This window comes from Candidatus Accumulibacter cognatus, from assembly GCF_000584975.1.
Classification (GTDB): domain Bacteria; phylum Pseudomonadota; class Gammaproteobacteria; order Burkholderiales; family Rhodocyclaceae; genus Accumulibacter; species Accumulibacter cognatus.
Genome location: NZ_JDST02000057.1, coordinates 19986 through 39871, shown reverse-complemented (window position 1 = coordinate 39871; position 19886 = coordinate 19986). Strand labels below are relative to the sequence as shown.

Annotated in this window: 14 protein-coding genes; 7 read left to right on the top strand and 7 right to left on the bottom strand. The window is 63.6% G+C overall.

Annotation, left to right across the window (positions count from 1 at the left end):
* Positions 1-491 precede the first annotated feature (491 nt).
* The 3 genes from AW06_RS11395 to AW06_RS20470 all read left to right on the top strand — a co-directional run bounded on the left by AW06_RS11395 (position 492) and on the right by AW06_RS20470 (position 3741).
* Positions 492-2831, top strand: a complete 2340-nt coding sequence (locus AW06_RS11395; RefSeq protein WP_273704619.1) for a fatty acid cis/trans isomerase — start codon at positions 492-494, stop codon at positions 2829-2831.
* 94 nt (positions 2832-2925) lie between these two features.
* Complete coding sequence (locus AW06_RS11390) at positions 2926-3345, top strand: hypothetical protein (RefSeq protein ID WP_034949963.1); 420 nt, start codon at positions 2926-2928, stop codon at positions 3343-3345.
* Between the two features lie 240 nt (positions 3346-3585).
* Positions 3586-3741 carry a hypothetical protein gene (locus AW06_RS20470; protein WP_171047249.1) on the top strand — a complete coding sequence of 52 codons (156 nt, stop codon included), beginning with the start codon at positions 3586-3588 and terminating at the stop codon, positions 3739-3741.
* 635 nt (positions 3742-4376) lie between these two features.
* Here the strand turns inward: AW06_RS20470 and AW06_RS20465 are convergent.
* Complete coding sequence (locus tag AW06_RS20465; RefSeq protein WP_273704618.1) at positions 4377-4940, bottom strand: PEP-CTERM sorting domain-containing protein; 564 nt, start codon at positions 4938-4940, stop codon at positions 4377-4379.
* Positions 4941-5160: 220 nt separating this feature from the next.
* On the opposite strand from AW06_RS20465, the gene AW06_RS11370 reads away from it, so the two are divergent.
* Genes AW06_RS11370 through AW06_RS11355 form a run of 4 tightly spaced genes read left to right on the top strand, consistent with a single transcriptional unit; the run spans position 5161 to position 11813 of the window.
* Complete coding sequence (locus AW06_RS11370) at positions 5161-7326, top strand: ABC transporter substrate-binding protein (protein WP_034949953.1); 2166 nt, start codon at positions 5161-5163, stop codon at positions 7324-7326.
* 43 nt (positions 7327-7369) lie between these two features.
* Complete coding sequence (locus AW06_RS11365) at positions 7370-8347, top strand: ABC transporter permease (protein ID WP_034949951.1); 978 nt, start codon at positions 7370-7372, stop codon at positions 8345-8347.
* Positions 8347-9789: an ABC transporter permease gene (locus AW06_RS11360; protein ID WP_034949949.1), complete on the top strand. Its 1443-nt coding sequence runs from the start codon at positions 8347-8349 to the stop codon at positions 9787-9789. The genes AW06_RS11365 and AW06_RS11360 overlap by 1 nt, the downstream gene beginning before the upstream one ends.
* A 38-nt stretch (positions 9790-9827) precedes the next feature.
* The gene (locus AW06_RS11355; RefSeq protein WP_246148461.1) at positions 9828-11813 is read left to right on the top strand and encodes a dipeptide ABC transporter ATP-binding protein; all 1986 of its coding nucleotides are present in this window, start codon (positions 9828-9830) and stop codon (positions 11811-11813) included.
* A 306-nt stretch (positions 11814-12119) separates the two neighbouring features.
* Here AW06_RS11355 and AW06_RS20460 read toward each other — a convergent pair whose 3' ends face one another.
* The 6 genes from AW06_RS20460 to ilvB all read right to left on the bottom strand — a co-directional run bounded on the left by AW06_RS20460 (position 12120) and on the right by ilvB (position 19514).
* Positions 12120-14153 carry a LysM peptidoglycan-binding domain-containing protein gene (locus AW06_RS20460; RefSeq protein WP_273704616.1) on the bottom strand — a complete coding sequence of 678 codons (2034 nt, stop codon included), beginning with the start codon at positions 14151-14153 and terminating at the stop codon, positions 12120-12122.
* A gap of 266 nt (positions 14154-14419) precedes the next feature.
* Positions 14420-15265 (bottom strand): lipopolysaccharide kinase InaA family protein, encoded by an 846-nt coding sequence (locus AW06_RS11345; RefSeq protein ID WP_034949945.1) that lies wholly within the window; start codon positions 15263-15265, stop codon positions 14420-14422.
* Between the two features lie 23 nt (positions 15266-15288).
* Positions 15289-15933, bottom strand: coding sequence for a class I SAM-dependent methyltransferase (locus AW06_RS11340; protein WP_034949942.1), 645 nt, complete (start codon positions 15931-15933; stop codon positions 15289-15291).
* Between the two features lie 229 nt (positions 15934-16162).
* Positions 16163-16924, bottom strand: coding sequence for a lipopolysaccharide kinase InaA family protein (locus tag AW06_RS11335; protein WP_171047250.1), 762 nt, complete (start codon positions 16922-16924; stop codon positions 16163-16165).
* Positions 16925-17483: 559 nt separating this feature from the next.
* Positions 17484-17792, bottom strand: a complete 309-nt coding sequence (gene ilvN, locus AW06_RS11330) for an acetolactate synthase small subunit (RefSeq protein WP_034949939.1) — start codon at positions 17790-17792, stop codon at positions 17484-17486.
* Positions 17793-17795: 3 nt separating this feature from the next.
* The gene (gene ilvB / locus AW06_RS11325) at positions 17796-19514 is read right to left on the bottom strand and encodes an acetolactate synthase large subunit (protein WP_138677717.1); all 1719 of its coding nucleotides are present in this window, start codon (positions 19512-19514) and stop codon (positions 17796-17798) included.
* Positions 19515-19886 lie beyond the last annotated feature (372 nt).

Below are 19886 nucleotides of genomic sequence, written 5' to 3'. Positions count from 1 at the left end.
AGTGAGTATTCCGCAATCGCCCGATGCGGTCAAACGATTCAAGACCCTGAAAAATACATGGAAATGTGAGTACAGGACCGCTGGTCACCGGCACGACTGCATGGGTATCCCCGACCTCCACCGGGGACCGCGACAACCGCCCTGCGCCGCCGCGACCTCAGGCGATGCTAAAGTCGGAGCCCTTCAGGCCGGATACAGCAACCCTTGCCGTTCTATGAAGCAGACGATCTCGTCGAGGTCTTCATGTTCGTGAACACGACGGATCAATCGCCACGCATGCGTTTCGCGTGCCATCACGTCCATCGAGGCGCAGACCATGAAGCCGTGTCATCGATCTGATAGAGGATCGTGAAGAACATCATGCCCTGTTCCAATGAATGAATGCCGCCGCACTGTCCGTCGTTCGCAGGATAATCCGTCCCGGCGACCGGAAGCATTGCCGTCGGGAAGGACGGTGATCGTTGGCGTCGCCGCCTTGAGAGGGAATTTGCGTGAAAAATCACCACATCCTTGCGCTCGCGTGGGTCATTCTGGTCAGCGGCTGTAGCCTGCTTTCCCGCCATGCCCTGGACGAACAATACGGTCCGGCCGATCCGAAGCGCTTTGACGCGATGCGCGCACCGTTGCCTGGACTGGCTTTTCGGCGTGACGTTCAACCTATCCTCGAGCGCCGTTGCGTCGTTTGCCACGCCTGCTACGACGCGCCTTGCCAGCAGAAACTGACTTCCTGGGAGGGGATTGCCCGCGGCAGCAGCAAGGACCGGGTCTACGCCACGCGTTTGCGGGAGGCGCAACCGACCCGGCTGTTCGCCGATGCGCAGACGGCGTCGCAGTGGCGCAACCTGGGTTTTTCGGCGGTGCTCAATGAACGCGACGCCAGTGCGAATCTGGCGGCGAGCGTCCTTTATCGCCTGCTACGGTTAAAAGCGCAGCATCCCTTGCCAGCAGGCAGTATCTTGCCGCCAAGCTTCGACTTCTCGCTCGATCGCGCCGAATCCTGTCCGCGGATCGAGGAGCTCGACGCCTTCGAACGCGAGAACCCCTTCTGGGGAATGCCGTTCGGGTTGCCCGGACTGACCACGGCCGAGATGAGCATGGTGACTCGCTGGCTGGAAGCGGGAGCACCGTTCGAAGGAATGCCACCGTTGCCCAAGCAGGTCGAGGAACAGCTAGATCAATGGGAGCGTTTCCTGAATGGCGATTCGCTCAAACAGCGCCTGGTCAGTCGCTACCTCTATGAGCATCTCTTCCTCGCCCATCTCTTTTTCGACAACGATGCGCAGCGTCATTACTTCCAGTTGGTTCGCTCGCGCACGCCGCCGGGGGTAGCGGTAGACCTGATCGCAAGCCGAAGGCCGTACGATGATCCGGGCGTCGACCGCGTGTACTACCGCTTCGTGCGGGAAAGGGAAACGGTCGTCGACAAGACGCACATGCCCTATGCACTGGGAGCGAAGCGCCTGCTGCGCTGGCGCGAACTCTTCTTCAAGCCTGACTACGCGGTCGATGAACTTCCCGGCTACGATCCGGACGCGGCGTCGAATCCGTTCACGACTTTCCGCGCGCTGCCGGTCAGAGCGCGTTATCAGTTCCTGCTCGACGAAGCCGAGTTCACGATCATGGGATTCATCAAAGGGCCCGTGTGCCGTGGGCAGGTCGCGCTCGACGTGATCCAGGACCGCTTCTGGGTCTTTTTTGTCGCCAACCATGGCGTGGCTCAAGCGCGCGACGAGTTTCTCGATCGTCAGGCCCAGTTTCTGCGCCTGCCCTCAGAGGAGGGCAGTAACGCCAGGATCATCGGCCCGTGGCGCCGGTATGCCCAGCTCGAGGAGAAGTACCTTCAGGAGAAGTCGGCTGTGCTGACGCGTTACGCGCTTGACGATAATCGACCCGATCTCGACTGGATCTGGAAAGGAGAAGGCGTCAACCCGAACGCGGCGCTGACCGTCTTTCGCCACTTCGATAGCGCATCCGTGGTCAAGGGCTTGCTCGGTGAGCCACCGAAGACGGCCTGGTTGATCGGCTATCCTTTGCTCGAGCGCATTCATTACCTGCTGGTCGCCGGTTTCGACGTTTACGGCAACATCGGTCATCAATTTTTGTCGCGCTTGTATATGGATTTCATGCGCATGGAAGGCGAATTCAATTTTCTTGCCTTGCTGCCTCTCGACCGGCGGCGGGAAGTACGCGACTATTGGTACCGTGGTGCCGACGAGGACGTCAAGAACCATGTCTACGGCAGCTTGGCGCGTCTTGACGTCGACAGCGCGATTCCGTACCTGAGCGACGACCCGCTACCCGAGTTGTATGCCATGCTGCGCAAACACATGGCACCGGTGCTCGATCGTCGCCATGAACTGACCGGCATGGCCGATGTGGATCTGCGTCGCGACCTCGGCACCTTGGCAGCATTGCGCGGACCCGCGCTGTCGTGGCTACCGGAAGTGGTGATCCTGCGAATCGACCAGCCGGCACGAGTGCCGGCCTACTTCACCTTGTTGCGCAATACGGGACACAGCAACGTCACCAGTCTCTTGCGGGAAGGACGCAACCTGTTGCCGGCCGAGAACAGCCTGACCGTCGTCTCCGGATTCATCGGCGCCTACCCGAACGCGATCTATCGCGTCGAACGCAGCCGGGTTCCCGCACTGACGCAAGCGATCGCCGGGCTTGCCGGCGAAACCGACTATCGCGCGCTCGCCGATCGCTTTGCCGTGCGGCGAACGCACCCCGATTTCTGGCCGATCAGCGACGCATTGCAGGACGAGCACCTGCAACGCGAGCCGATCCGCGCCGGCTTGCTCGATTACGGGCGACTCGAAAATCGCTGACCTGGCAAGGCTGGCCTAACCCCGAACACTGTGCATGCTCGTTTACGGACCTAGCAAGTAACGAAAGGACAAGAAGGACTCACCAGTCCATGTCGTGCGCTACGCGCAGGGCGAGGTCTACAGCCTGCCGCTGCCGCATTCCGTCGATCACGTCGAAGCACTGGGCAAGCATGCGCTGGTCGTCGGCAGCGACGGCAAGGATCTGCACTTCACCAGCGTGCGTCTGGCGCGACTGCCGGTGACGGTGGACCGTTATACGCAGAAGAACTCGGCGCAGGGAGAGACGCGCAGCCACGGCTTCTTCTACCAACCGGAGAGCGAATTCGATGGCCTGCTCGGGTTGCCGATCATTGGCGGCGGCGACGCGGCGGCCGACCAATTGCGCCGTGAATCGGCCGGCGTCCTGTTTCTGCGCAACCATGCGCTGTCGCTTGGTGACCTAGGAAGGCTGGACGCGCGCCCGGCGGGCAAGGAGCGCAACGATGGTTGCCGCGCCTCGTGTGTGGACTGGTAAGGGAATTCGCGTCCGCTCTTCCTGCGGGGCCGGATCTTCGCGCTGATGGGCTACGAGATCGTCGAGGGCAAGCTCGACCAGCAACGTATCGTCGAAACCCGGCGCATCGACTTCTCGCCAGCTCCGCTGCTGATCAACCGCTAACCGCGAGAAAAGCACGCCGCCCGTGGGCGGCATGCAAGCGGCCATCAATGGATCGGTGACGGATCTGCAGGCGGGGCAGAACTCGAAATCCTCTTCGTGGAACTCGAGTTCACCGCGTGCAGAACCTCGCGGCGCTGTTCGCCTGCACGCAGCTCGACACCTGGGGAAGCGGAAGCGATCCTCTGTCACGCCGCCCGTTTCGCCTGGACACTGCTGCTCGCGCGGATCGATGAGGTCTTTCCGCTCGTCTGAGCACGCGGCGGCGAGAGGCGAATCATCGCCTTCATCACCGACGCCGGTGCCGTCTACGAAATCCTGACCCATCTGGGCGAACCGGCCTCGCCGCCACGGCTGATGAAAGCCCGTGCGCTCCCGCTCTGGGAGATGCAGGGCGAAACCCTGGGCGAGGACGACTGCCAGGCTCAGTCCGCGCCTGAGTACGCATCCGATCAGCGCGTTGCCTGGTAGGTGCTGGATGGAAGTAGCAGCCATGCGCAATGGCCCAGACTGAAGCAAGAAGAGTGCTCATCGCCCGTCGTGGGAGGACTCATGCCTGTGGTCATCCACCCGGCCGGGCGGATGACCACAGGCACTGAGCTGGGCGGGATTCAGATCGTGCATTCGATCGCGTTCCCCGCGATCGCGTATGCCCCATCGGTGGCTGCCCGGTCGATCTGGCAAAGGAGTTGGTGGCGAGTGGGGTGTTCAACGGCTTGCCGAGCGCGCCGGCAGTTCGGCGCTTTGCCCGCACGTGCTTCGTCTGCGGCCGCTCGCCAGGCTTCCGGCGATGCGCTGCGCCGCGAACCATCGACGAAAGACATCGCGACGCGCAAATGGTGTCGCGATGTTGTGCGCGATCGCCAGAACGGCAGACCGCCCGATGGAGTTCAGCTCGGGAAGAAGCGCCGGCGACCGGCGAGCGAAGCAAGCGCAGCGCCAACCAGCAGCACCGTACCCGGCTCGGGGACGGTTCCCTCGGATTTCACGTCGTGCTTCAGCTTCAGGTTGTCAAAACCAATGCCTGCGGCGTCATCATTGAAGATCGAAATGCCCGCGATATCAAAAGTGCCGCCCTCGCGGCTGAAACCGTAAAACGCGTCAGCCAGTCCGCCGACGACGAGGTGGTCGATCAGCAATCCGTCGCGGAGGAAGAAGTCGATGGTTGCCGACCCTCCGTTTCCGCCGACCAGCTGAAAACCGAACTCCGATTGATCGGTAGAGAAGAGGATGGCGAATGACCCTTCACCGATCGCGTCGAAGTCCTGGAAACCGGAGGGACCCAGTCCGGTGAGGACTTGACTCCCGGCGTTGATGAAGACGTTCAGGTTCTGATTCGTGGCGCTGACGGCGAGTGACAGCGATGCAGTCGGAGTCCTGCTGAGAACTTCGAGGCCTCCTGACGGCGTATTCGTCTGTCCGGCGAATCGCTCGGCAAAGCTCGCGCCGCTCAAAAAAAAGAATGGTGAACTGCTGGCCTACCTACGTCCGTGACGAGGAGGACGCACGCCACGCCTGGCAGCAGATGGCCGACCTGCTCGACCAGCTCAGCCGTCTCGGCCCCGGCATGCCGGTATCCGTCATCGCGCACGGCATGGGCAATTGCATCCTCGGCATGGCCTGTGGCCATCGGTTCGGCAACAGAACCGCCCACTTCGCGCTACACTTCGGCCCATGCCCTTTTTCCGCTTCACCGCTCTGTCGCTGCTGCTCCTGCTCACGGCCTGTGGCAGCGAGCAGAACGACCCCTATCCGCGCGCCGAACGCGGCCAGAACATCCTCTACTCGGCATTCACCGAGCGGCCCAAGCATCTCGACCCGGTACAATCCTACACCGAGGACGAAATCACCTTCACCGCGCAGATCTACGAGCCGCCGCTGCAATACCATTACCTGAAGCGACCGTACACGCTGATTCCCCTGACCAGCGATGCCGTGCCGACACCGCGTTATTACGACGATCGCGGTCGCGAACTGCCGGCCAGCGCGCCGGCCGAAGCCATTGCGCACAGTGTTTACGAGATTCGCCTTCGCCCCGGCATCCGCTATCAACCGCATCCGGCCTTTGCCAGCGATGCCACCGGCCAGCCCTTGTATCGGAATCTCGACCGCGAACAACTGCGCGGTATCGAGAAGATTGCCGATTTCCGCGCCACCGCCAGCCGCGAGCTGGTCGCCGATGATTACATCTACGAGATCAAACGCCTGGCGCATCCGCGCCTGCATTCGCCGATCTTCGGGATGATGGCCGAGCGCATCGTCGGCCTGCGCGAACTCGGCGACGCGCTGCAGGCAGAAGCCAGGACACTGCCACCCGACGCCTGGATCGACCTCGACCGCTTTGCGCTCAGCGGCGTCACACGGGTCGACCGCCATACCTACCGCATCACCCTGCGCGGCAAGTACCCACAGTTCGTGTACTGGCTGGCGATGCCCTTCTTCGCGCCGGTGCCGCGCGAGGTCGACCGTTTCTACCACCAGCCCGGCATGGCCGCGAAGAATCTGACGCTCGACTGGTATCCGGTCGGCACCGGCCCGTTCATGCTGACGCAGAACAATCCGAACAGCCGCATGGTCCTCGAACGCAACCCGAACTTCCACGGCGAGACCTATCCCTGCCTGGGCGACCCCGAAGACCAGGCCGACGGACTGCTGGCCGACTGCGGCAAGATGCTGCCGTTCATCGACCAGGCGGTCTTCTCGCGCGAAAAGGAGAGCATTCCCTACTGGAGCAAGTTCCTGCAGGGCTATTACGACGCTTCGGGGATTTCCTCCGACAGCTTCGACCAGGCAGTTCGGCTCGGCGTCGGTGGCGACGTGCAATTGAGTGACGAGATGCGCTGCAAGGGGATTCGCCTGCTGACCAGCGTGCGCGCTTCGATCTTCTACATGGGTTTCAACATGCTCGACCCGGTCGTCGGTGGCCTGGCAGAAGCGCAGACCAAGCTGCGTCAGGCGCTGTCGATCGCCATCGATCAGGAAGAGTTCATTTCGATTTTCATGAACGGTCGGGGTATTGCCGCGAATGGCCCGCTGCCGCCGGGAATCTTCGGTCATGTCGAGGGGGAAGCGGGCATCAACCCGGTGGTCTACGACTGGATCGACAGGCAGGCGCGGCGCAAACCCATCGACGTGGCGAAGAAACTGCTCGCCGAAGCGGGCTGGCCGAATGGTCGCCAGGCCAGCACCGGCGAGCCGCTGGTGCTGAATCTCGACACCACGGGTGGCGGCATGGGCGACAAGTCGCGACTCGACTGGCTGACGCGCCAGTTCGCCAAGCTCGACATTCAGCTCGTGGTTCGCTCGACCGATTTCAACCGCTTCCAGGAGAAGGTCCGCAAAGGGGCGGTGCAGCTCTACTACCTCGGCTGGAACGCCGATTATCCGGACCCCGAGAACTTCCTGTTCCTGCTCGCCAGTCGCGAAGGCAAGGTCGCCAAGGGCGGCGAGAACGCTTCCAACTACGCCAACCCGGCGTTCGACCAACTCTTCGAACAGATGAAGAACCTCGAGAGCGAGGGACCGCGCGGCGTCGAGAGGCTGGCGATCATCCGCCAGGCAGTGGCGCTGCTGCAGCACGATGCACCGTGGATCTACGGCTTTCACCCGACGAGTTATACGCTGAGCCATGTCTGGCTGAAGAATCGCAAACCGACCGAGGTCGGCCACAATACGCTGAAATACCAGCGCATCGATGTCGCCGAGCGGCAGCGCCTGCGGCAGGAATGGAATCGGCCGGTACTCTGGCCGCTGGCGGCAATCGCCGTTCTGCTCCTGGCCCTGCTCCTGCCGGCGGCGCTCGGCTATCGCCGCCGCGAGCGCAGTACGGCGCGCGGATGAATCCCTTGATGAGCGACCCGCTACCGCCACTTTCACGATCACCATGCTTGCCTATCTCATTCGCCGTCTGCTCTACGCGGTGCCGATCCTGATCGGCGTCAACCTGATCACCTTCGCGCTGTTCTTCGTGGTCAACACGCCCGACGACATGGCACGCATGCAGCTTGGCGTCAAGCGCGTGACGCCGGAAACCATCGAGCGCTGGAAAGCCGAGCGCGGTTACGACAAGCCGCTGTTCATCAACCCGGCGGCGACCGGCAGCGCGGTGTTCACCGATACCATCTTCTTCGCCAAGTCGGCGCGCATGTTCGCCGCCGATTTCGGGCGCGCCGAGGACGGTCGCGACATTGCTCGGGAAATCGTCTCGCGGATGGGCCCGTCGCTGGCCATCGCCCTGCCGACCTTCATTCTCGGCCTACTGGTGACGGTCTCGTTTGCCTTGCTGCTGACCTTCTTCCGTGCCAGCTATCTCGATTTCTGGGGCGTCGTCCTGTGCGTCGCGATGATGTCGATCTCGGGCCTCTTCTACATCATCGGCGGCCAGTATCTGGTCAGCAAGATCTGGCGACTGGTACCGATCTCGGGTTATGGCGGCGGCCTCGATGCCTGGAAGTTCCTGATCCTGCCGGTGCTGATCGGCGTCATTTCCGGCATCGGTTCCTCGACGCGCTGGTACCGCACGATCTTCCTCGAGGAAATCGCCAAGGACTATGTCCGCACCGCCCGTGCCAAGGGGCTTGCCGAAGCGGCCGTGCTCTTCCGGCATGTCCTGCAGAACGCCCTGATTCCGATCCTGACCGGCGTGGTGGTGGTGATTCCACTGCTGTTCATGGGCTCGCTGCTCACCGAATCGTTCTTTGGCATCCCCGGCCTCGGCAGCTACACCATCGACGCGATCAACGCGCAGGACTTCGCGGTCGTGCGCGCGATGGTGTTCATCGGCTCGGTGTTGTACATCGTCGGACTGATCCTCACCGATCTCTCCTACACCCTCGTCGACCCGCGGATTCGCTTCCATTGATGGCCCCTGTCCTACTCTGGTCGGATGGGCTGATCTGGCTGCTGGTGCTGGCGGCGAGCGTGCTCGGCTGGCTGTCCCGGCGTAATCCGCTATGGCGCGCCGCCTGGCGGCGGGTCGGCCGGAGCCGGTCAGGAATGGCGTCGGCAACGGTGTTGCTGGTCTTCGTCTGCATCGGCCTGCTCGATTCGCTGCACTATCGGCCGCGCCTCGAGGAAGGTGCCGGTCGCGGTGCCGGCAGCGGCAGCGAGAAAACCGCGGTCTATTCGGTCGAAGTGCTGTCGCTGCTCGACTTCCTCCTGACGCCGCTGCGTACGCGTACCGAGAAAACCTATTCGGAGCCTCTGGCGACGCGTGCGCACGCCAAGGAGTCGATCAAGGTCCGCGATGCCGACGGCCAGCTTCGGCAGAGTCGCGAATACCCGCGGCTCAAGCATGGCGGCGCGCATCTGGGTGCCGACGAGGCTCGCCGCGATGCCGACGTCGCTGAACGCGTCCTGCGCGCGCTCGGCATGGCCATGCTCGTCTGGTGGGCGCTGGCGGCAGCGACCGCGGCACTCCTGGCGCGTCGCCAGAACTGCTCGCACCGGCAAGCATGGCGGCGCATCTGGCACAAGGAGAGCGATCTGGCCTGCAAGGCGGTGCTCGCCGCGCTCGCCGCATTGCTGCTGTGCGGCCTGCCGCTGGCGATGCTGGCCACCGATTACCATGTCTTCGGCACCGACAAGGTGGGTCAGGACGTGCTCTATCAGGTGCTCAAGAGCGTGCGCACGGCGCTGGTCATCGGCCTGGTGACGACGCTGGTGATGCTGCCGGTGGCAATCTTCCTCGGCGTCGTCGCCGGCTACTTCCGCGGCTGGGTCGATGACCTGATCCAATACCTCTACACGACCTTGAGTTCGATTCCTGGCGTGCTGCTGATCGCTGCCGCAGTGCTGATGATGCAGGTGCTGATCGACACGCATCCGCAATGGTTCGCCACCGCCGCCGAGCGCGCCGACCTGCGTCTGCTGGCACTCTGCTTCATTCTCGGGGTGACCAGCTGGACCGGCCTGTGCCGGCTGCTGCGCGGCGAAACGCTGAAGCTGCGCGAACTCGAGTATATCCAGGCGGCGCAGGCCTTTGGTGTTTCCGACCTGCGCATCATCGCGCGCCACATCCTCCCCAACCTGATGCACATCGTGATCATCGCGCTGGTGATGGACTTTTCTAGCCTGGTGCTCGCCGAAGCGGTGCTCTCCTACGTCGGCATCGGCGTCGATCCGACGATGATCAGCTTCGGAACGATGATCAACAATGCCCGCCTGGAGCTGGCCCGCGAACCGATGGTGTGGTGGTCGCTGGCGGCAGCATTCGTTTTCATGTTCACGCTGGTGCTCGCGGCCAACCTGCTGGCCGACGCCGTGCGCGACGCTTTCGACCCCCGCCTGACGGGATCGGCATGAGTCAGGAAGCCACCGTGAACGAAGAACGCTTGCTTGAAGTGCGCGATCTCTCGATTGCTTTCGCCAGCGGGCGATCTCTGCTGGCGGCGGTCGATGGCATCGGCTTCGCGGTTGCCGCCGGCGAGACGCTGGCGCTGCTCGGCGAGTCCGGTTGCGGCAAGTCGGCCACGGCGCTGGCACTGCTGCGGCTGCTGCCAGCGGCCGGGCGGATTCTCGGCGGCGAAGTCTTATTCGCCGGCCGCGACCTGCTGCGGCTGCCGGAAGCCGACATGCGCGGCGTGCGCGGTGGCGGCATGGCGATGATCTTCCAGGAGCCGGCGACCAGCCTCAATCCGGTGTTGACCGTCGGTCGCCAGTTGGCCGAGGTGCTCGAACGCCACCTCGGGCTGGCCGGGCAGGCGATACGCTCGAGTTCGCTCGAACTGCTGACCGCGGTCGGCATTGCCGACCCCGAGCGCCGCCTCGGCGAATATCCCTTTCAGCTCTCGGGCGGCATGAAACAGCGGGTGATGATCGCGCTTGCGCTGGCCGGCCAGCCGCGCCTGTTGATCGCCGACGAACCGACGACGGCGCTCGACGTCACCATCCAGGCGCAGATTCTCGAACTGCTGCGGCGTTTGCAGGCCGAACGGGCGATGGGGATGCTGCTGATCACCCATGACCTCGGCGTCGTCGCGCAGATGGCGACCCGCGTCGGCGTCATGTACGCCGGCGAGATCGTCGAAGAGGCGCCGCGCGCGGCCTTCTTTTCATCGCCACGCCATCCCTATACGCAAAAGCTGTTCGCCGCCCTGCCCGACCTGGCGCGGCGCGGCGGCCGCCTGGAAACGATCCCTGGACAGGTGCCGCCACTGTCGGCCATGCCCGGCGGCTGCCGTTTTGCCGCGCGCTGCGCGCACGCCTGGGATCTGTGCCGCCGGGAAGCACCGCAGTGGCGGGAGGTGGGCCCGGATCATCGCGTCCGCTGCCACCTCGATGACGCACAGGGGCACGCGCGCAGCACCGGCAGCGCAGCGGCGACCGCCCGCGCGAGCGCCACCCTGGCCGCACCCGCGCTGCTCTCGGTCGCCGATTTGTGCGTCCATTTCCCGATCCGGCGCGGCATTCTGCAGCGCCCCGTCGGCTACGTTCGCGCCGTCGACGGGGTCTCGCTCGAACTGGCGCGCGGCCGTACGCTGGCGCTGGTCGGCGAATCCGGTTGTGGCAAGACGACGGTCGGCAAGGCGATCCTGCAACTGCTGCCGAGCAGCGGCGGCAGCGTGCGCTTGCTGGGACAGGAACTCGTCGGCCAGTCGCGCCGCGAGCTGCGGCCACTGCGTCGACGCCTGCAGATGATTTTCCAGGACCCCTTCGCTTCGCTGAATCCACGCATGGCCGTCGGCGAGATCATCGGCGAGGGCATGCGCGCGCTGGCAATGCCGGGAACCCACCCGCAGCGGCTGGAACGCGCGGCGGCAATCGCCACCGTCCTGCAACAGGTGGGCCTCGATCCAGCCGCCGCCGGGCGTTACCCGCACGAGTTTTCGGGCGGGCAGCGGCAGCGTATCGCGATTGCCCGCGCGCTGGCGGTACAGCCCGATCTGGTGATCTGCGACGAGCCGACCTCGGCGCTCGACGTTTCGGTGCAGGCACAGATTCTCAATCTGCTCGCCGACTTGCAGGCCGATCTCGGGCTCGCCTACCTGTTCATCACCCACAACTTCGCCGTCGTCGATCATCTGGCGCACGCCGTGGCGGTGATGTACCTGGGCCGTATCGTCGAGCAGGGAACGGTCGATGAAGTGCTGCGTTCACCGCAGCACCCTTACACGCGCGCCCTGTTGTCCGCCGTGCCGAGTCCGCGCCTGGATGCGCAGCCGCAGTTCATCCGCTTGCCGGGAGAAATCCCTTCGCCAGCCCATCCGCCAGACGGCTGCCATTTCCATCCGCGTTGCCGGCAGGCCAGCGCTACCTGCCGCGAACGCTATCCTGGGACGAGCACGCTGTCGGCCACGCATACGGTGCGCTGTCACCTGTATCGATAGCCGAGGTGCACGAAAAAAAACGCCGCCTCACGGCGGCGTTTTGCATTCTTCCGCGACAGGACGCGGCCGGGTGTCGGGCGAGCGAAGACGCGCAGTGCGTCGCCTGGGCTGCGGGCGGCAGCGCGAAACACCCTGGCCGCCCCCGTCCGATCATCGTGCCAGCAGGCGTAGCGGCCGGCAAGCGGGGTCGTCGTCGAGGGTGTTGGGCTTCGTACCTCAGCCCAACCTACGGCCTGCGTCCCCTTCATAGCTCCGCGCAAAGCAATACGCCGCCTCACGGCGGCGTATTGTCGGAAAACGGGTCACTTACAGCATGTTCTGCACGAGCTGGATGGTCAGCGTCTGTCCAGGCTTTATCTCGTGGCCCTGGATGCGGTTCCAGCGCAACAGATCATCCTTCTCGACCCGGAATTGCCTGGCGATCGAAACCAGGGTGTCGCCATGACGGATCGTGTATTGGGCCTGTCTGGCCTGTTTCTTGCTGGCAGGCCGGGAAGTGTCTGACGAATCTTCAGCCTTTTTCCCGGTCCTGGCTTCGGCCTTGGCCAGCGTCTGGCGGCTGTCAGCCTTGCCATGCCGGCTCTCGATCTCGGTGGCTTCGATTCGCGACTTGCCTGCCGGGACCTTGCTGACCGGCTCGGGTGCGGCCACCGCCAGTTTGACGCCGGCGTTCACCTGGTCGCCACGCAGCTTGTTGAGCTGCTTCAGCTCGGCCACGCTCATGTCGTAACGACTTGCCACCTGCGCCAGCGTTTCTCCCTTGCCGACGGTATGGCTGCGGGTCGCGGCAGGTGGGGTCGGTTCGGCGCGTGTTTCGGCACGTTTGCCGTCCACTGCCGCCAGGACGGGAGGCGCGCCCGCGGATGCCGGTTTGCCATTGTGCTCGGGCGCGGCCACCGCCAGTTTGACGCCGGCGTTCACCTGGTCAACACGCAGTTTGTTGAGCTGCTTCAGTTCGGCCACGCTCATGTCGTAACGCTGCGCCACCTTGAGCAGGGTCTCGCCTTTCTGCACCGTATGCGTGCGCGTGACTGCAACTGGCGCGGGTTCCGGCGGTGCGAGGCGCGGTGATGGCGGCGCGAGGCGCGGTGGTTCTGCCACCTGGGGTTGTTCAGGCAGCCCGGCCAGGTCGGCAGGCTCTGCGCCCTCCTGACCGGCAACCAGCAGGGTCAGTCCGGGGGCAAGTCTGATCCTGCCATTGATGCCATTGACCGCTTTGAGATTGGCGACCGTCATGCCGAAACGCGGCGCGACCTCTTCGAGCCTATCGCCTGCCCGCAGGGTATAGGCCTGCCAGGACGAAAGCGGCTTTTCGCTCTCTTCATGGGCCTCGAGATTGCTGATGAAGGTGTCGACCTTGTCGGCCGGGATCACCATCGGCGTCTCGGACTTGATGACCGGACGATTGTGTGCCGGGTTCAGCGCGACAAACTCCTTGACCGGCATTTCGGCAAGCTGCGCCGCCAGCTTGACGTCGATGTTGGCGGTCTTGGTGACCGTCGTGAAATAGGGCCGGTTGGGAACGCCGCGGATATTGAGATTGGCAAGGATGTTGGGGTTGCTGAAAACGTTCTTCAGCGCCTGCAGTTTGGGAACGTAATGCCGTGTTTCCTCGGGCATCGTCAGGCTCAGATAGTCGGTCGGCAGACCATTCGCGCGGTTCTTGTTGATCGCCTTGCCGACGGCGCCTTCGCCCCAGTTGTACGAGGCCAGCGCGAGATGCCAGTCGCCGTGCAGATCGTAGATGTACTGCAGGTAATCGAGTGCCGCCGCGGTCGAAGCAACGATGTCACGGCGTTCGTCAACCCACCAGTTCTGTTCGAGCTTGTATTGCCTGCCGGTTGCCGGAACGAACTGCCACAGGCCGGAAGCATGGCTACGCGAGTAGGCGGTCGGATTGTAGGCGCTCTCGACCATCGGCAGCAGGGCAAGCTCCATTGGCATGCCACGCTTGTCGAGTTCCTCGACGATGTGATGCAGGTAACGACTGCTGCGCTCGACCATGCGGCGCAGCGATTCGGGATGATTCAGATACCACTGCTGATGATGCAGGACCAGTGGGCTGTTGAGGTTGGGCATCGAAAAGCCCTGGCGCATACGGTGGAAGATTTCCTCTGGCTGAGCGGTCAGATCGATGGTCTCGGCAAGCGGCTTCGATGCGGGCAGCTCGATCACCGGCAAGACCCCTTCGGGGTCCAGTTGCCAAGCTGCGGTACCAGCCTGCGATAATCCGGCACTGGGTGGTGCCTGGCTGATCGAGGCAAGGCTCGTCGCTTCATCTGACGAAGCCGCCCCACAAGTAAAAGCAAAAGCAATGGCGAATGCAATTCGTGGCGTCATCCGTACATCCTTTTCTCGTTCTCGGGTGGGCGCCAGTTCATCCCCGCTGCGTGGGATCACCTGGTCGAATGGTGAAACTGCAAACGTAGAATTATAGAACAAAGAAACCGAGTGCGAATGAAAGCGTCAGCAATTCAGTCTGAGACCGGCGCTTGCCATCGGCGTCTGCTCGCCGTTGGGCTGAAGACCTTTCGGCGCACGCTCGACTGACTCGGTGCCAACAACGCGGCAGGCGTTGGCGGCAGTCGCGATCGCCAGCGGCGTTTTCACATTTCCGCGTGTCTCGGGGCATCGTCCTGTACATGCGCGAGCTGTTTGCGGCGCATCGGTCCGGCCAGCTTGAGCACCTGCCGGATCAGCTCCTTGCCGTCGGCATCGAGCCGTCGGGTCTGCCGGTAGTCGAGCAGGAAGCGCAACCGCTCGCTGCGCCGGAAGAACCACGGTGCCGGCGCATCCAGCGCAGCGAGGTCTGCCGCCCGCGCCGCGACGCCCAATTCCCGCGGATGCTGTCGGCCGCGCGGCATGTCGATGAGCGAGAGCCGCGCCAGCTCGTTGTCCGCAATCACCAGGTTTCGCCAGTACAGATCACCATGCGTAAACTGTCGCGCATGCAGCACGCGCGTGAGCCGGGCCACCTGGCGCAATAATTCGCCGCGGCCGGACCACCGTTCGGCGCCAGGCAGGCTCGGCAGCACGTCCCGGATGAACGCGTCCATGGACATTGGTTCGGCGATGCCCGTGGTGATCAGGAACGATCGCCACAACCAGCCGGCCCGTCGTTCCTCGCCGAAGGCCACGGGCGTTGCCTCGGTGAGCTGCCACTTGTGCAGCCGCTCCAGATTGCCAAACTCCCGCCGCACCTGCGAAGCACCGAAGAACGTCCCGCGAAACAAGCGGCTACGCAATTGCGCCCAGCGCGTTACCCAGGATTTCTTCAGGAACAATACCTGGCGTGCGCCCTCAACCTCGACGCGCCTCACCTCGCTGCTGCCGCTGCGGCGCACGACCGTCCCCTGCTCGCACAGGAACGCCAGTTCGAACGTGCCCAGTCCGGCGGCACGTAGCCGGGCTTCCCAGCCCGGCGCAAAATGGAGGTATTGGCTGCGGAGCACGCTGACCCCAGGGTGGCGGCGACTCAACCCGATACGCGTTCAAACACCGCCAGGTGAAGATTATTGGTCAGGTCGAGCGGAAAGTTTTTCACCAGCCTGAAACCATTGGCCTTGAAGTAGCCCATGACCTCAGCCAGCGGCGTGTTGAAGACGGACAGCTTCTTGCCCCGCCAACGGCGCAGCTTCTGTTCCAGCGCACGCAGCGTTTTCGGGTTGAAGTAGGACATCGCCACATGCTTGCGCGCGACCCGGCAGAGCTCGCCCACGACCTTGCGGCGCAACTCCTCGTTGGGGAGATGGTGAAAAAAACGGAAACAGACGATCGCATCGAAACTCGCGTCGGCCTGCGAAAGCCTCTCAATGTCCTCCTCGAACACCGGAACGTTGAGCCCTTTCGCAGCGGTGGTCTCGCGGGTGATTTGGCGCATCGGCTCCGAGTAGTCCGCCGCGCTCATCTCGTACCCGAGCTGGCTCAGCAGCACGGTCACCCGGCCGCCGCCACAGGGTACGTCGAGGACGGTGGCCGGCCTGGGGATGAGCTGGAAGGCGCGCTCGACCAGCTTCAACTCCGGCACGTTGCGCCGTGCGTCGCGGTTGGCATAGCCGCGAGCCTTGTCCTCGGTGTAATTGGTCTTGGCGCGGTAAGTCGCAGTGGGAGTTTCGTTCATGTTCGTCACCAACTTAACGGGATGATGATGCGCTCGCGACGCTTGGACACATCGCTAGGCGACGGCGACTGGCGGAGAGCGGTTCAAAAAAGAGGTTCAAAGGCATCTGGATCAGATGTTACCACCTCGGCCTGAAGCCCACCTTAACCCACGTTCGACGTGCCAAGGCTCGGTCGACATGCAACTCCTGGGACAGCCGATGAGCTGATGCGGCAAGCTCTGCTTATGCTCACCGATCAAAGAAGTTGACGATCTTGCTGATCCGCTTGCGGTCGTCGTCGGTCACCCGCGCGTGCCCTGCATAGTCAAGATAGAAGCGCAGTCGCTGCGTGCGCGATAACAGACGCCGGGCAGGCTTGTCGAGGCACGCGAGGTCCTTGGCAATGCGGTACTGCAGAACTGCGCCACGATAGAAGGCGCCACTGGGGCAATCGATCAGATACGCCGTTGGCAAGGATCCGCCATCGATCAGCAGGTTGCGCCACTTCAGATCGTTGTGCGCGAAACCGTGGTCGTGCAGGGTGCGCGCCATGTCGGCGATCTGCCGCGCGACATGGGCGACCCAGCAACGATCACGCAGGCGCGAATCGTTGGCGCGGGCCAGTTGCGCCAGATCGCAGGTGGCAGGGATCTCGTCGGTCACCACGGCACCCCGCGTGAAACCGCCAAAGCGACGCTCGAGGCCATAGGCAACCAGCGTCGCCGTCGGAATTCCCCAGTCCCGGAAAGCCTGCAGGTTTCGCCACTCAGCGCGTACTCTCGGCGAACCCAGCCAGCGCCGCAGGCCCAACCAGCGGCGCTGGAGATTTTTGCCCGTGCCACTGTAGCGCTTGACGTAGTAGCGCCTGCCACCGGCACTGACGCGCAGCACGCGGCAGAGCGAATCGCTGGTGATCAACTCGCCGTCGAGCGAAAAGACACGGTCGATGTCGCCGAACAGTTCTGCCACTTCGCTTGCCGGGTGCTGCCTGTTGACCCACCAGAACCTCACCTCTTTCGTCCTCTCGCATACTTCCCGGTGGTGCCAGCAAGCCCCGTGAAACCCGGAACACCAAAGTATTTGCGAAAGCGACATCGGCCGTCAAGCGCAGACGAACGCTTCAGTTCAGGTCCGCATGAAAAATGACCCCGCCGGACTGCACGTGCGGCGGCGTCATCAAACGACAGGAACTCGCCGCCTCCACATCTTCTCCAGCTAAAGATTGAAGAAATTCGCCGGGTCACACGCCGGGAAGGCATTCGTTTCCGCATTCATCAGGCCGAGGCCTGACGTCTCGTCCATGACCTCCGCCGCTTAACAAGCCTCACGATGACGTCGAGGGGCTTCCTTCTCCGCACCTTCCTCAAAAGCTTACGGAAGCGATGGCACTTCGTGCTTGTGGACGTCATCGAAAGTCATGAAGTCATGCGAAACTAGCCCGAAGTCGTCAGAGAATGGTGCTCCCAGCCGACAGCTCCCGCCCCGGCCCCCGGAAAGATCTGCCAGGCGGGCGGCTGCAGCATGTTGCCCGACCGGCATCCGGCAGCCGGCCCTGCAAACCTGGCCCTGGCTAGCGAAAGAATTCCTCCAGCCGCACAAACACTTCATGCTCGGCGCCGTGCCGGCGCACTGCCAGGACATCCTCGAGCTTCTCGATCTGTTTGACCATCTGGTCCAGTCGTTCATCCTCGTTGACCAATAGCCAGATGCGACTGGTCACGCCGCTTCCGACCGGCATCACCAGGATGCCTTCGACGTTGTACGCTCGCCGCGAGAATAGGCCGACGACATGTGACATGACACCAGCATGGTTATTGACATCCAGTTCGAGCACCGTGCGCGACAGTGCCTGGTGTTCCGTACCTGCAATCGAGTTCATCGTTCAGCCTCCGATCATTTCCTTGTTGGCCGCACCCGGCGGCACCATCGGCAATACCTGCTCGTGCATGGCGATGCTGGCGTGGATCAGCATCGGGCCCGAGGACGATAGTGCTCTGGCCAGCGCGGCCGTGGGATCGCTCTCCCGGTCGAGATCGATGGCGGGCACGCCGAACCCCTCGGCAACCCGGACGAAGTCGGGCATGCCCTTGAACTGGGAAGCGTAGATGCGCTCACCGTAAAACAGTGTCTGCTGCTGGAAGACCAGCCCCAGCGAGGCGTTGTTCATCAGCACGATCTTGACGTTGACGTCTTCCTCGGCGGCAGTGACCAGTTCCTGGATGTTCATCAGAATGCTGCCGTCGCCAGTGAAACAGACCACGGTGCGTTGCGGCTCGGCCAGCGCTGCGCCAATCGCCGCCGGCATGCCGAAGCCCATCGTGCCGAGCCCGCCGGAGGTCAGCCATTGCCGGGGTCGGCGCAGCGGATACGCTTGCGCGACCCACATCTGGTGCTGACCGACGTCGGTGGTGATCGTCGCCTGGTCATCGAGGCAATCGGCGACGGCACGGATCAGGCCGTAAGGGGTGCGCGGGTCATCGATACCCGGCATGCGCAGCGGATGCTCGGCCTTGAGGTTGGCCACGCACGCCAGCCAATCCGCACGTGCCGGCGTCTCGATCGCCGGCAGCAGCATCGCCAGGGCCGCGCCGACGTCGCCGGCGATGCCGATGTGTGCGGTCTTGATCTTGTCGAGTTCGGAAGGGTCGATGTCGATATGGATGATCTTCGCCTGCGGGCAGAAACCGGCCACCTTGCCGGTTGCCCGGTCGTCGAAGCGGGCGCCAACGGCAATCAGCAGATCACACTCGTCGAGCGCGAGGTTGGTACAGCGCGCGCCGTGCATGCCGAGCATGCCGAGCGACAAGGGATGATCGACCGGCATCGCGCCGAGCGCCATCAGGGTCATGACCGTTGGCAGGGAGGCTTTTTCGGCGAGCGCCACGGCCGCGCCAGAAGCGCCCGAATGCACGACGCCGCCGCCGAGGTAGAGGATCGGCCTGGCGGCCGCATTGATCATCGCCGCCGCCGCCTCGATCAATTCGGCGGCCGGCGCCGGCACACGGTCGGCACGGCCCGGCTCGGGCCACTCGTCAACCTCGACGAGCTGATTCTGCACGTCCTTGGGAATATCGACCAGTACCGGCCCGGGACGCCCCGACGCAGCGATGCAGAAGGCGCGAGGAATGATGCTCAGCAGTTCGTCGGCCGAACCGACCAGGAAGTTGTGTTTGGTAATCGGGATGCTCAGGCCATAGGTATCGACTTCCTGAAAGGCATCGGTGCCGATCATCGGCTTGGGGACCTGCCCGGTGATCGCCACCAGGGGAATCGAATCCAGTTTGGCATCGGCAATCGCGGTCAGCAGATTGGTGGCGCCGGGGCCGGACGACGCCATGCAGACTGCCGGTACGCCGGTGGCGCGCGCCATCCCCTGGGCCATGAAACCGCCGCCCTGCTCGTGCCGGGCGAGGACGTGGTGGAGTAGCGCCGATTTCGACAGGGCATCGTAAATCGGCAGGATGGCGCCGCCGGGAATGCCGGTCAGCGTTCGGACGCCCTGGCGTTCGAGCAGGCGGACGACGACCTGGGCGCCGGTGAGGGTTTCGGGGGGGTGTTGGGACAAGGGAATCTCCTCAAAATGAACGGCCGCCTGCGGCATCGCCAGGCCTTACCGTGAAAGTCGCTTCGGCGACTCACGAAACTCCCGAAACTCCCTTCTCCCGCGTGCGGGAGAAGGGTCGGGGTGAGAAACGGTCATGACTGCGGGTCCGGAAATGCAAAACCCCCGCTCGGTTCGCACCGGCGGGGGTTTCTGGAATATTCTGTGCTTCGATTTATCTCCTTCCGACCCTCGACGGTGTGTCAGGTTCTACACCTAGCACGCGTACGACCAGCACGGCGATCGAAACACCGCCCACGGCAAAACCCGCAACCTGGGCCACAGCCAGTCGAGCAGGATTGTCGGAACGGCGCATTGTCGTCAGCCAGCCTCAAGTTCAAGAAGCCCAATTAGAACCGAGTGCCGCGGGAA

Excerpts from the sequence above, each read along its gene's own strand:
- AW06_RS11370 (WP_034949953.1), top strand. The coding sequence starts at position 5,161 with ATGCCCTTTTTCCGCTTCACCGCTCTGTCGCTGCTGCTCCTGCTCACG.
- AW06_RS11365 (WP_034949951.1), top strand. The coding sequence starts at position 7,370 with ATGCTTGCCTATCTCATTCGCCGTCTGCTCTACGCGGTGCCGATCCTG.
- AW06_RS11360 (WP_034949949.1), top strand. The coding sequence starts at position 8,347 with ATGGCCCCTGTCCTACTCTGGTCGGATGGGCTGATCTGGCTGCTGGTG.
- AW06_RS20460 (WP_273704616.1), bottom strand. The coding sequence starts at position 14,153 with ATGACGCCACGAATTGCATTCGCCATTGCTTTTGCTTTTACTTGTGGG.
- AW06_RS11340 (WP_034949942.1), bottom strand. The coding sequence starts at position 15,933 with ATGAACGAAACTCCCACTGCGACTTACCGCGCCAAGACCAATTACACC.
- ilvN (WP_034949939.1), bottom strand. The coding sequence starts at position 17,792 with ATGAACTCGATTGCAGGTACGGAACACCAGGCACTGTCGCGCACGGTG.
- ilvB (WP_138677717.1), bottom strand. The coding sequence starts at position 19,514 with ATGCCGCAGGCGGCCGTTCATTTTGAGGAGATTCCCTTGTCCCAACAC.